This is a genomic window from Flavivirga spongiicola, from assembly GCF_030540825.1.
GTDB lineage: Bacteria > Bacteroidota > Bacteroidia > Flavobacteriales > Flavobacteriaceae > Flavivirga > Flavivirga spongiicola.
This window is the reverse complement of record NZ_JAUOEO010000001.1, coordinates 2283558-2297838: the sequence shown is the minus strand read 5'-3', so window position 1 is coordinate 2297838 and position 14281 is coordinate 2283558. Positions and strand designations below refer to the sequence as shown.

10 protein-coding genes are annotated in these 14281 nt (G+C 31.2%); 4 read left to right on the top strand and 6 right to left on the bottom strand.

Annotated features, from left to right (window positions below; all coding sequences use genetic code 11):
- Positions 1-145 precede the first annotated feature (145 nt).
- The 4 genes from Q4Q47_RS09190 (at position 146) to Q4Q47_RS09180 (ending at position 4884) form a co-directional block, all read left to right on the top strand.
- A complete protein-coding gene (locus tag Q4Q47_RS09190) occupies positions 146-1642 on the top strand; it encodes a TlpA family protein disulfide reductase (RefSeq protein WP_303306358.1) in 1497 nt (498 codons plus the stop codon).
- Positions 1643-1725: 83 nt separating this feature from the next.
- The gene (locus Q4Q47_RS09185) at positions 1726-3045 is read left to right on the top strand and encodes a peroxiredoxin family protein (RefSeq protein WP_303306357.1); all 1320 of its coding nucleotides are present in this window, start codon (positions 1726-1728) and stop codon (positions 3043-3045) included.
- A 115-nt stretch (positions 3046-3160) separates the two neighbouring features.
- Positions 3161-3400, top strand: coding sequence for a LytTR family transcriptional regulator DNA-binding domain-containing protein (locus Q4Q47_RS23825; protein ID WP_408612131.1), 240 nt, complete (start codon positions 3161-3163; stop codon positions 3398-3400).
- Positions 3397-4884, top strand: coding sequence for a TlpA family protein disulfide reductase (locus Q4Q47_RS09180; RefSeq protein WP_303306356.1), 1488 nt, complete (start codon positions 3397-3399; stop codon positions 4882-4884). Before Q4Q47_RS23825 ends, Q4Q47_RS09180 begins: the two co-directional genes overlap by 4 nt.
- Positions 4885-5245: 361 nt before the next feature.
- Here Q4Q47_RS09180 and Q4Q47_RS09175 read toward each other — a convergent pair whose 3' ends face one another.
- The 6 genes from Q4Q47_RS09175 to Q4Q47_RS09150 all read right to left on the bottom strand — a co-directional run bounded on the left by Q4Q47_RS09175 (position 5246) and on the right by Q4Q47_RS09150 (position 14260).
- Positions 5246-7438, bottom strand: a complete 2193-nt coding sequence (locus Q4Q47_RS09175; RefSeq protein WP_303306355.1) for a PepSY domain-containing protein — start codon at positions 7436-7438, stop codon at positions 5246-5248.
- 12 nt (positions 7439-7450) lie between these two features.
- A complete protein-coding gene (locus Q4Q47_RS09170; RefSeq protein WP_303306354.1) occupies positions 7451-7954 on the bottom strand; it encodes a DUF2271 domain-containing protein in 504 nt (167 codons plus the stop codon).
- A gap of 110 nt (positions 7955-8064) precedes the next feature.
- The gene (locus Q4Q47_RS09165; protein WP_303306353.1) at positions 8065-9546 is read right to left on the bottom strand and encodes an ankyrin repeat domain-containing protein; all 1482 of its coding nucleotides are present in this window, start codon (positions 9544-9546) and stop codon (positions 8065-8067) included.
- Between the two features lie 5 nt (positions 9547-9551).
- Positions 9552-11975, bottom strand: a complete 2424-nt coding sequence (locus Q4Q47_RS09160; RefSeq protein WP_303306352.1) for a TonB-dependent receptor — start codon at positions 11973-11975, stop codon at positions 9552-9554.
- Positions 11976-12007: 32 nt separating this feature from the next.
- On the bottom strand, positions 12008-12913 hold the full coding sequence (locus Q4Q47_RS09155; protein WP_303306351.1) for a DUF6607 family protein: 906 nt from the start codon (positions 12911-12913) through the stop codon (positions 12008-12010).
- 552 nt (positions 12914-13465) lie between these two features.
- Positions 13466-14260 (bottom strand): universal stress protein, encoded by a 795-nt coding sequence (locus Q4Q47_RS09150; protein WP_303306350.1) that lies wholly within the window; start codon positions 14258-14260, stop codon positions 13466-13468.
- Positions 14261-14281: the final 21 nt, after the last annotated feature.

Genomic DNA, 14281 nt, shown 5'->3' with positions numbered 1-14281 from the left:
GGAATAATACTATGGCATAGGAATCAATATTAATTTTTCTTAAGATAGAATTAACCTCCCAGTTAATTCTTTATATTTGGTGACAGCTATATATCTATACCAAATAATTGACAACAATGTTGTTATCATGTAAAAAACAAAGTTTATGAGAAAGATATTTTGGATTGTACTGCTTTTTCCTTTTTTGACTAATGCTCAAAATGAGGTCAATATTCAATTTAATATCAAAAACGCTAAGTCTAAAAGTATTACAATAATTAATGGCGATTATACAAACGCTGACGTCCTATTTGGTGAAAGAGTAATTGAAGTTACATTAATTGAAGGAAAAGCCAATTGGAATCACCAAATATCTAAACCTATTTTTGTAACTACTCGATATCAAGACAGCATAACAAAAGAATATTTCAGCTATGCTTTTTACTTGTCTCCAAAAGATCATTTGGGTTTTTCGTTTGATTCTAATAGCCCTAAAACTACAGTTGTAATAAAGGGAAAAGGGCACAGAAATAATCAACCATTAATTCAAAAACTAATTAATAATAGACAATCTCTTGAAAGCTATGAAAAAGACTCATTACCTGATAATGTACTTAAAGCAATAACAGTTAGAAATATTGCTAATCAAAAAACGCTAAAAGACTACATTTCGGAAAATCGCCCTACTAAAGAATTTATAAAAATCCATTCCTTGTATGTTAAATACTTTCCACTATGGACTTATATTAGGTTTAAGGGGAATCAAAAATTTAACATTCGTGAACCTTTTATGAGAAATGAGAATAAATGGCAAGTTATTGAAGATTCTCTTACCAATATTAGTCCAGTAAACAATAAGGAAGTGTTAGCCATTCCCGATTATGTATATTTCCTACCCAGCTATATTGGAAGGATTAAAGAACGTCTTTGGCAACATCATGAATTATTAAAAGAGTATTATAATACAGACACACAGCAGGAAGCGGTTGAAATATTTAAAGAAGACCCCGAAAATCTATTAAAAGAGAAAATCATTAACAAACACTTTAATGGTAAAACGGCTGAGTTTTTATATGGTATCCTTTTTAAATATGCTATCGATAAAAAAGAAGATAATCTGCCTGAGATATTTTCAAGATTCATTAAAAAGTTTCCTCTAAGTAAATACATCCCTCATATCGAACCAGCCATTAAAACAATTACAGAAAAAAGAGAACGCAAGCTTACGGATAAGATGGTGCTAGTTGAAAATCCTGATTCATATAAAACCTTCGATGATGTTCTAAAATTGATAAAAGGTAAAACAGTTTTATTAGATATGTGGGGAACATGGTGTGGTCCATGTCGTTCTGAAATATCATTACATTCTGAATTTATCAAGAATCACTTCAGAAATAAACCATTGGATTATTTATACGTTGCTAATCATGATAATCGTAACGAAACCAAATGGCAGGAATTGATTCCATATTATAATTTAACAGGAAAACATCTTTTAGCATCACCAGAGCTCACTAAAGATATTATGACCAGAGTAAAAGGACAAGGGTTTCCAACCTATGTTATTATAAAAAAGGATGGAACCTTTGAATTATCAAAGGCAGGGTATCCAATGAAAAGAAACGTTCTGATTAGTCAATTGGAAAATGCATTGAATAATTAAATAAGTTTAGCAATAGGAATCATAAACATTTTGCCCACAAGTTATAATGAAACCAGCATCATTATTAATCATAAACGAATCACATGAAATTTAGAGCTATTTTACTATTCAGTACAACTCTTGTTTTAATAACAAGTTGTTTACATGAAAAAATTCTAAAATTGCCGATAACACTCCAAAAGGGATATGGACCTTTTGATTCAAGCTTTGGTGGAATTTCTCCTTATTCAAATGATGAAAACGACCCTTGGAAAAAAACACATCTAAAAGTATCTGGAGTTCCTAAAAACTGGACCGATATTAAAATTGGGGATATTAATACCGATATTTATCAATCCGTATATCAAAATTACTATTTAGGTAATATTACAAAAGAAAAATATAAGGAGTTACAAAATTCATGGAATTGGGTGCCAGACTCCATGAATTTATCAAAAAACCCTATAAAGTGTAAAATAGCTTTTGCTTTTGGTAAAGATTCTATTGGCGAACTAAAAATGGTTGTTGATGCAAATAATAACCATGACTTTAGTGATGACAATATGTTTAATCCAACTGAAATAAGTCCACAAGATAAAAATATTAATAAAGATTCTTTAGCAGAAAGTAACGCAATCGTAGTTAATTTTGAGCGTTATTCAAATAACAAAATAATAGATATTAGCGTTCCGCTTTTAATAATTCATATGAGTCAATATAATATATTCATGTGCAATTTTGTGCAATTTGCAACAACAAATTTAAACGGAGAAGAAATAGCTATTCGCTCTAATAATTTTCTAGATTTGTCATATAATAACCTAGGTGTTATCAAAGTTGACAATGGTCTTGACAAAGGGGAAAAAGTGAATTATCAAAAAGTAGTAGCAAAAAATGAATATCTTGAAATCGGAAATAATATATATAAAAATTTAGGTATAAGAAAGAATGAAAATGTATTGGTTTTAGAAAAGACGAATTTACCTAAAAACAAATTACATTCTACTCAAATTGGCTTTAATGCATTCGATTTTTCTGGGAACCATTTCAAAACAAAGACTCCAATTTCATTAGATAGTTTAAAAGGAAAATATGTATTATTAGACTTTTGGGCAACATGGTGCAGTCCTTGTATCAAAGAAATCCCTAACCTTAAAGATATATACGGAAAAATTGATAAATCGAAATTTGAAATCATTGGCATTGTTGGTGATAGTTCTAAAGAGTCATTAAAAAAAATAATTGAAAAGGATTCTATATCATGGCCACAAATACTCTCGACAGAATCCAATAAGATTAAAGAATCTTATGGAGTTCAGGGATATCCATCAACATTTCTATTAAACCCCCAAGGAGTGATTATTGCAAAAAATTTAAGAGGTAAAGAGCTAGAGGAGAAAGTTAGAAATATAATGAGCGAATAAAACCTTTAGAGAATAAAGAATTGAATTAAAGCAAAGAAGACCTCTCTCATACATTAATAACAAAAATGAAACTTCAAAAAATAATTATAACTGTTTTAATCATAGGACTCATAGGTTGTTCAAAAAAGAATATGACTCTATTTTATTTATAAAAGGGTCAGGTAATTATCTAGATGTAACAACTAAAGAAAAAGTGTATTCATCAAGAATGACTTTTACGGAGATTATAGAAAAATTACCTTCGGTTCAGTTTATAAGAACTCATCAATATTATATTGTCAATATTACAAACATTGATAAAGCAGAAAATAATCAGGTGAGTATTGAATTAATAAAATCAATCAAAATAATATGAAAATTTTTAAAACTTTTTTTTTCGGAATTATACTACTCCTATTTATTGGTTGTAAAGGAGAAGAATCCAAAGAAGTGACCATAACAGGAAAAATCAAAGGTGAACTTCCTGAAAAAGTGGAATACACCTTACCTTCCGAAGGTGCCTTTATTTATGAATTTAAAAAATCCGTGAAACCAGATTCTTTAGGGCAGTTTTCAATTAAAATGGAATTGCAAGAAACTGCCTTTGTCAAATTAATGATTCGAGAAAAATTGAACATAACTATTGTTGCTGAACCTCATAAAAATTATGAAGTTAATTTTGACTTGACAAAAGAAGATTCGCCGCCAAAATATGAGATACACTGCGAAACTAAAAGCGCACAACATTTATATAATAAATTGCCCAATCCATCTCATATACAAGTAGCGGCTCGACCTTTTTTTAAAGATTCTGTGGCATCACTAATAAAATCTAAAATAGATGATTTAAAAACAAAAGACCTTTCCAAATTTAACGATTTATTAGCAAAAGACAGCATTTCTCAAAGTATGTACGACTTTATCAAACTGGATAGGGACTATTACTACAGTGGCATACAAGGGACGGTAGCTTTTATTAAATTTCTACAGAATGAAAGACAAGAAGGGCTTTTTACCGAAGATATAAAGCAGATGTGGGAAGAAACTTTTAAAAATAATTTGTTAACACGTCCAGATTTTCAAAAAACCCTTTGGGGAAATGCTCTAGCAGAAAATTACTTATTCTACAAAGGATATGAAGAAGTTTCTTTTGATATTGATGAATTTAAAAAATTAAATACTAATACATTCTATACCAAAAAAGTATTTCAAGATGCCGAAAAATATCTTGAAAATCATATTCTGGAAAGTTTCAAAGCTGTTTATCTGTATACAGAATTATTCCAAAAAAACTACCAGAAGGAATTTGTTTCCATTTACGAAAACTTCAAAACCTATTATCCTAAAAGTGTGTATATTCAATATTTAGAACCAATGATTGCTCCTGTAATTACATTTAACGACAAAGCAAAGCAACCGTTTTCTAAGGATGTAAATTTTGTGTCCAATCATGAAAACATGAATAATTTTGATGATGTACTTTCTCATTTTAGGGGTAAAAAACTATATGTAGATGTATGGGCAACTTGGTGTGGTCCATGTAAAAAAGAATTTAAACACAAGGACAACTTGCATAAAGTTCTGAAAGAAAAAGATGTTGAACTTTTATATATTTCAATAGATAGAGAAGAAAAAAAGCAACAGTGGAAGGATATGATTAAGTTTTATAATCTTGAGGGCAATCATATTATCACTAACAAAAAACTATCTGAAAATCTACGTGAAATATATGGCAAAAGTGGAAGTCTATCCATTCCTTGGTATATACTTGTGGATGAAAATGGAGCTATCGTCAAAAAGCACGCAGTTAGACCTTCTAAATTAGAAAAATTAAAAGAAGAATTGACATTATTGAACTAGTAAATAGAATTAAAAAAATCCACCACCATACTCCACCACCATGGTTTTTAAAATGCACTGAATACTTGCAAAGCCTTATTATTATTGGGATAATGGAGTATTGAAGTATTCTCCGTTTTTTGCTGCCAGTCAAGCGCTCTAGCCAACTGAGCTACATCCCCTTTTACCTAAAAATACCGTGACTACAAAGGTTTTACAACTTTTTAGCAACTATATATTTCTTTGCAAAGCTGCGCAAATATATACATTTTAATACAAAAACCTCAGACAAAAAATATGGTTAAATCCATTGATATTGGCAACATAATGGACAGCACATCACTTTTCACTTTTGATATTGTTTTATGCTATTACACATCGTTTAGTAACAATCTGTTTTTATTTGATTCATATTTAACGGTATATCTAGCCTAGATATTGAAATGTTTTCTAGTGTTTCCAAAACACCATTTTGCATAGCGATAGAGCCACAAATCATGATGATACCACCGTTTTTCAGAACACGAGATATGAGTTTTTCTTTTTCTACTAAAGTATTTTGAACATACTTTCTTTCACTTTCTTCTTTCGAAAAACTTAAAAAAAGCCCCGATAACGTTTTGTTATAAAATGCTTTATCAATTTGTTCGGAGTACATTTGATATGAATCTTTTGTACGACCTCCCCAAAATAAATAGTTTTTGGTTTGATTATGGTTTTTGTCATTAATCATTCCCAGAAAAGGGGCGATGCCTGTTCCGTTAGCAACCATAATCACTTCTTTTGCAGAAGCAGGAAGGTGAAACCCTTTATTTTGTTTTATATCAGCTAATATAATATCGTTTTCTTTAAGTTCACTAAAGTAATTTGAGCATATACCAAACTCATGCTTTTTAATACTTAGCAGCATATTATTATTTATTTTTCCAATGGAATACAAACGCTCTATAGCGTCATTTTCAGGATAAACACTTAGTAAATCTCCAGAGGTAAATTTCTCCTTTTGCATGGGTTCTAATTCAATTAAAAAAGAATGATCTAAATTAATTTCAGATCTATAAACCACTTTAAATCGTTTTGCTTTTTTTGAATGCCCCATTTTTACTGGCTTTTCAATTTTCAGGCTCAAACCTTTACTTTTACTCCATAATTCTGTCCAATTTTTAAAGGCGTTAAAAGATTGATTATTTATTTTATGAAGCAACAGGTTTGGGATAAATTTTTGATGGGCTTGTAATAAAGAATCAACCACAATAGCATATTTACAAAAGCCTTTATAAGCTAAAGAGCCAAAACCTACAACTGAATATTGAAGTGTGTTTTGCTGAGAAACATGACTCATTAATTTTTGAAAATACTTTGCATTTGTAGGCGCTTCACCATCTCCATAAGTAGATGTAAACACTACCAAATGTGCTGCTTTTCTATAGCTCGAATAATTATTTAATTCTGAAACAAAAACCGACTTGCCTTGAGCAATCAAGGCTTTATATAAAGCCTTAGCAAACCCGAAAGTGCTTCCTGTTTCTGAGCCAACCAGAATAACATATTCGGCAGTATCTTTACTAAACTTATTTTTAATTTTGATACTCTTGTTTCTTCGCTTTAATGTCATAGCAAACCCTGAATACGTAAAAAACAAGATGGCAATACAAGTAAACAATAAAACAATAGACCATAATGTGGAACCTTGCCCTGTGTGCAACGCCATACTCCAACTAGAAACCAAGGCAACCAAGCTATCCTTTTTTTCGCTTACTATTTTTCCATTGTATTGATTTACATACCACTCTTTGTCTTTCAATTTTAAAACAAAGTAATCCTCAACATCATCAGAAAAAGGAAATTCAACACGCTCTATATCATTTAAAGTGATTGATTTTAAAAGGTCGAAGTCTGCAATAGTTAATTTTGAAGTTTTGGCTAAAGCTTCTTCATATAAAATATGTACATTTTTATCTGAAGGTAATAATGAAAACTTTTCTAAGGATAGATATACTCCCGAAAGGGTAACAATAATTAGAGGGATTAAAGTATATCTCCCAATAATGATATGATAATATTGTTCGAAATCTTCTTTAATTATTTTTGAAAAGTAACGTTTTATACCGCCTTGTCGCTTAATAATTAAAAGGAGGCCTGTAACCGCCATTAAAAACAGTAAAAAAGATACAAAACCTACAATAGCCCGCCCTGTGGATTTTAAAAACAGCGAACGATGTATATTGGTCGCAAATTTAAAAATAGGCTCTTTTTCAATAATATCTCCTATTTTTTCAGCAGTAAAAGGGTTTATATAAAAGGTTTCATTTTTTCCTTCTTTTGTGAAAACGGAAGCTATTACAAAATCATTTTTATCAATTTCTACATGTATGACTTCATCATATTCGCCTTTTAAGTTTTCAATGGTTTTAGAAAGCGAAAGTGTATTAGCATTTTTAATAGCATAAGGTTTTTGCTGATCTAAAATCGGCTCAAAGGCTAAAATGATACCTGTTAATGCTGCTAATAAGATAAAAACAGAAGAAGATATAGCCAATGTTAAATGACTATATCTCCATATAGAAATGGTCATTTTGATTATATATTATTGAGGCATTATACGCACATAACGTATAAAACCGTTGCCTTCAAATTTACTTTTTACAGATTCAGAAGTTAATTCAAACTCCACATCATTCTTATAATACGCTTGGTCTTCAACGGCCGATTCAAAACGGATTTTGTAACCTTTGTCAATCTTATCATCATCTATTTGAATAACACTTATGGTACGTCCGCCTCCACTAATAGTCGCTCCGGTAATGGCATCTATATTTGAGCGCACTTTTCCATGAAATTTCCACCATTCAGTAATATCAGAATACCATTCATCATCATCACCTTGAACGTGGAGTGTTTTCTCATATGCTCCTTCTGGGTTTAGCAATGAAATTACTACGTAAGCACCTTCCCCGGTATAATTGGTCATTTGTATCATGCATTTATAAGATGATGCATTTGTGAGCCTACTTTTATTAAATCCAAAAAAAACAAATAGGACTATCGCAAGTACAGGAAGCGCTTTAAAAGTTAATGTATGTTTTTTCATTTGTTAATTTTTATTCTTTTTAGAGGTCAAACCTGCCGGCAGGCAGGTGTTATTCGCCAATAATCATTTTGGTTGTTATCAACTTAAGTGCTATGGCGCATTTCATCATATTATTTTAGAAAATCGATATGGTGTGTATTTAACAATTCATTTTCTTTGGCTAAATCATAAACAGATTCTTCAAAATCAGTTTTGATGTTTTTATTAGCTCCTATGGATAGTAAATATTTCAAGATTTTTAAGTTTTTTGCTTTCATAACTGACATGTGTAAAGCCGTTAACCCATCTTTATTTTTAATGTTTATATCAACTCCTAAAGCATTCACATATTTTAATAAATCTATGTTGTCAGCATCAACTGCTAAATGAAATAAAGTGTTTCCGTTTTTTTGAATCGTAGTCACATCAAATCCATTGTTAGATAACACTTTCAGTTTCTGATTAAATGTCTCTTGTTTTTTAGCTTGAAATGATTTAATCAAATAATAAGAAAGATTATTTCCTCTAGTATCAATAACATGGACATCTGCTCCTTTTTTAATCAAAAAGCTAATGGTTTGGGGCGCGTTACCAATAGATTTTGTTAAAGCAGATTGTCCATTGTTATTGACATGATTAATGTTTTTTGTGTTTTCAGCTAATTTGGTAATAATACCTAATGAGTTTCTTCCAGAAGCGTTAATAAGTGCTGTATTTCCATCTTTATCTATTTGGTTTACATCCACGCCTTTACTTATAAAATAGTTGAATGTTTCGAGGTCCTTATTTCCATATGCCAAATTATGAAGTGGCGTTATGCCATCATTATTAACAATATTGGCTTCGATGCCTAAGCCTTCTAAATATTTAAAAAAGTCCAACGCATTGTATCCGCTTCTTGAACCTCGGGTTGCTAATAGCATTGCATTTCCTCCTTTATTATTTAATTTATGTGAAATCCCTCTTTCGATTAATTTTTCAAGCATTATTTTATTGCCGGCTTTGGCCGTATAATTAAACACCCCATTACCATCACTATCTTTACTCTTCAAACTCAGTCCTTTTTTCATGAAATAGTTGGCTACTTCAAAGTCTTTAAGATGAGGCATCAATAATAATAAAGCATTTGCACCGTGTTCATCCACATCATTTTTTATATCGATGCCATGTTCTATACATAAATCATAAATATCAAGATTAGTGATGCCCGCTACCGCAGCAAATGTTAAAACCGAAAAATGGTGGGCATCTTTTAAATCCATTTTAGCATTCTTAGAAATAAGATACTTCATTAACTCCATGTTACTTTTGTATGCCGCCCAAAAAATGTACGTTCGCTTATCATGTGTTAGCTTGTTAACATCATTCTCTTCTTTTGATAGTAAATACTTAATAGATTTATTGGGAGCTTTTTCTAAAATAGCATAAACTACAGCATCAAACCCAAAAGGGTTTAATGCTGTAGCGCTATGACCTTCTTTAACTTTTTCTTCTATGGTTTCGATGGTTGGATTCGTTTTCCAAAAATCTCTTTCCCAAAATATATTTTCCGATTGCGCTTGTAAAATATTTACAAAGACCAGACATACTATAAGACATTTAATAGTTTTCATATGGTTTAAAATTTATATCGTAATGTTGTTCCAAAAGTTGCTGGAGAAATTCTGTTTAAATAAACTGTTCTATAGGCATTATACCCTACTTCGTTAAACACATTATTGGCAAAAACGTCTAAACTTAATTTTGAATTAAATTGATAAGAGGATTGGATATTTACTGTTGTATAAGCTTTTAGATCGAAAGGTTTAACTCCTGGGACAACACCCGTATGCGTATAGTCTCTAGACCATACATTGTGAGGTCGTTTTCCTAAATAATAAACACCCGCTCCCAACGAGAGACCTTTTAACGATTCTTTAAAACGATATCTTGTCCAGAAGTTAGCTGTGTTTTTTGGTGTGTTTAATGGGCTGGAATTGTAATAATAAGAGACATGGTCTTTGTATTTAGCATCTAAATAAGAGTATCCGGCAATAATTTCTAAATTAGGTAAAACACGACCTATTAATTCAATTTCTATACCATTTCTAGTATCTTCTCCGCCCTTTAAATAGTAGCCTAATGAAGTCCCATTACCATCTAAAGCTTCAAGGTTTAAGTTTTTACTTGAGGTTGAAAAGTAAGTCACATTAAATCGTAATGCATTATTTAACCAAGTAGATTTAATACCTGTTTCGAACTGGTCCCAACGCTCAGTGCCTAATTCATTACCATTAATATCTCTGTAAAAAGACGTCATGGGATTAGAGCTGCTTGCATACGAGCCAAATACGATAATATTTTTTATAGGTTTGATATTGAACCCCAATAATGGGTTAAAGGCATCGTCTCGTTTGGAACCTGCTAAGCTTCTCCCTAGAAAATTACCTTTGGTTCTTTCTAAGGATGTATAACGCAATCCTAAAAACACATCTGCCCATGCTGTTAATGTTATTTTATCCTGAATGGTAAATCCATAAGATTTTGTTTTAGAACCTGTGGCTCTGTCTGGATTTACAGCGACACTAATACCACCGGGTAATACATTGTTGATAGGTTGTAAAACATCGATAATATCTACATAAGGATTATCAGTAGGATACGTTGTTGTATATGCAGTATTATCAAACTCTGTATTTCTATAATCCACACCTATCTGGAAAGTATGTTTAAATGTCCCCGTTTTGATATTTTTTCCCAATAAATCAATTTGTAATACACTGTTTTTATCTAATCTACCTCCGGCATAATACTCTCTGTATCTTTGCCCTCCGGTAAGCACATCTAAACCAGTTCTACCTCCGCCTTGATATACATAAGAGGTTTCTGCATATGTTTCTAAATTAGATGAAAACAGACCTGCTTTTAAGCTTAAATTATCATTTATTTCTCTTTCAAACCTAACGGCATACGTTGTATTTATTGAATTATTTCTATCAGAATCAAAACCTAAAAAATTGTTATTTGGAAGTCTATAGATATCATTAGTAGCGTAATCACCTAAGTTTATAGTCCCTTGATCTGGAGTTACACTAGCATCCGTATAATCCATTTCTAAAATAATATTTGTTTTCTCATTAGGTTTCCAGGCCAAAGAAGGGTTGATATAAAAACGTTCTGAATTAACTTTACTTCTATAACTATCTGCGCTATCATAAGCACCAGCAACTCTAAAAGCAACTGTTTGTTTTTTGTCTAAAGGGCCATAAAAATCAAACGTAGGACGTACTTGCCCGAAGCTTCCTGTTCTAAAACTTACTTCACCTCCATCATAAAACTTAGGTGTTTTGGTTACTATATTTATAACACCTCCGGCAGAACCAAGATCGCCGCCCAATCCCTGACTAATAGCAGAGACCCCTTTTAATACTTGAATGTTATCAACGCCAGCCATATCTGTAATAACACCAACACCTCTAAAATCGGAATTGATTCTAACCCCATTTTTTAAAATAGGTATCCCTCTATAACCTCTTAAAGACATACTTTCTCTTATGTTTCCGTAGGTTGCAAACGTATAAACACCTGCAACATTTTTAGTAACATCCCTTAGGCTTAAAGCATTTTGCTTATCTATTAAGGTATGAGACAAAATAGAAATACTTTGTAATTGCTCATTAGGTGCCAGAGGCAACCTGGTTAAGGTTTCTAGCTTTTCCGCGCTTCTATTTCTCGAACCAAAAAGTTCGACCTCTTCTAATTGTGTATTATTTTCTAATGTAAAAACAATAGTATTCTCATGTCCATTTACCACAATACTTTGTGAATTTTGGTAGTAACCTACAGCACTTGCGATCATGTTATATGTGGCAAAAGGAACATTTTCTATAACAAAGGTTCCATCTTCTTTGGTAGATGTTCCAAATGCCGTGCCATCTAAATATACATTTGCAAACGGAATAACTTCATTAGATTGATTTTTTACAATGCCTTTTAATGTGGCTTGACTATAAGTTGTATACGCACAACCTATTACTAGTAGTAATGCTAGTATGTTCTTCATTCTTTAAAATTTGATTGATTTTTGTTTGGGATCTATTTAATTACGAAAGATTCTATAACCTTGTTAATGGCATCAGCCTTAGTATAATCTTCAGAAAACAAGTATTTGTAAAGTAATTTATTTTCAACTTTAGATTCTAAAGCTAAGTTTTTATTTCTGCCGTAAACATCAGACCATTTAGAACGAACTAAAGCCCATTTTTCATGGTTTTTAACCCACCAATCTGCTGCTGCTTTACATCTGCTATCATCAACTTTTACATACGTATTATAACCTTTTTCTTTTGCTAAAAGCTCATCTTTTTTTCCTTTTTCACGAATCACTTTAGCATTATCCTGATCATGTACCCAGCCATTCTTAGTGATTTCGTGGCGGTTGCCTCTAACTGTTATATTATAATCGCTACGTTTGGTATATTCCCTCCTTGGAAGCGGAGCATCTGTCATATTTTCCCAATAACTCTTACCGTCTACATGTACCCATGTTGAAGAACCCTCGTATCTAGGACTATCATCAACTTGATATACCTTTTGAGTCCATTGCCCTTTAACTTCAGCTTTTGGTTTAGACACATAGTTCCAGGTGTTATCTCCATTAAACATGTAAAAATTAGTATTCTCGAAAAGCCAATCTTGTCTCCAATGTTTTACTATGTGTGGTTTAGACGGGGATCCAACTTGAAGTAAATGTTGAATTGAAATTTTGTTTTTATCATTCTCAACTAATTGCGCCCATTCTAATCCTTTATCTGTTTTTGTTTTTGATGGTTTGTAAAGCGAATCCTTACTGTAATTAAAAGTTTCTGCAAAATTGAAGGTAACCTCGTAGCATCCACACATCTTTTTAATGGCTTCTGTATCTTGTTTTTTCTTGCTTTGAGCATTTCCATGTATTGAAAATGTTAAAATTAATAGTGGCAAAATGGCTAATCGTTTCATTTTTAATAATTTATTTTTATTTAGACTGAATTAAAATAACATATATATTTGCGACAAATGTAATTAAGAATCATTCTAAATAAAAAATATTTAAGCATTTATTTTTCAATTTTTTTGCAAACCTGATATTCTCTCAAAAAGAGAAGCAAGATTCTGTAAAAATTAATCGTTTAGAAGAGGTTATTATAATAAGGTAGTATCATTTGCAATCAAAAAAAATATGTTCACCATGTTATTATTATTAAAAGTGAACAAATTGAAAATCAGGTAGACAATAATTTAGGAGACTTATTAATACCTGTTATAATTTGAATTTGCTGTAAAAGAAAATAGTGTATGCTTTCTTTATATGAATTAGAAAATAACAGCTTTCTTATTAATCTAAAAGGAGTAAAAAATATGTGAGGTTTGATGGAGCTCTATTAGTATGAATAATAACGATACTGTTAGTATTTCTCGTTCTAAGAAAGAAAGTTTTATTAAAAGTAGTGTCGACTCTAAGAGATTAAAAACACGAATATTCTAATCAACGAACAGTGGCATTCCCACTAATTATTTTAATCCTCTTAAAACTAAAACAGGTATTAAACTTGAGAAATCTTTTTTCAAAATGACATTCTTCTCCCATTTTTTAGTAAAAAACCCTCTTTTACGTCTAACAACACAAAGCATATCTGGATTATAAGATTGTAAATGCTGTAATACGCCATGAAACGTAGTCGCATTTTCTGTCTTGGTTGTATTATCTACAGTATCTAATAGTTTTTGTTCAACAACAAAATCGCCTTCTTTATAATATGGTGTTTTTACCAATAACATATTTACCGAAGCTTGAAAATTGTTTTTAATATTTAACAAAGGATCTAAGGCATCATTCTTTTTTATTATTGCAGACTTAATAGCTAATAATATATTGCTAAATGGTTTAAACTTGTATCCTTCAGGCACAATTAATGCTGGTATCTGGGTTTGTTTTATAATTTTTCCTGATGTTTTCCCTAAAAACACCTCATCTCTAATAGAATTAGTTCTGGGTTCTACTATAATTAAATCAATATTGGCTGCTTTACTCGCCAGTTCAAGAGTGTCAACCAACTTTCCTTTTAAAACCTTTGTAACAACTTCAACCTTTTTAGTATCAATTTTAGAAACTAAACCCTTCAAAAAAGCGTTGCTCTCCCGCTCTATGATGTGGTCTACTTTAATCATGGTTCCTGCCTTTGTATAGACGTTATATACCTGTACAATAAAAAGTTTTGCCTCGAAAGCTTCAGCAAAATCTACAGCATATTGTAAATGACTCAAAGCATTTTTGGATGACCCCACAGGAACTAGAATATTCTTCATAATAAATATAGTTTACTGACT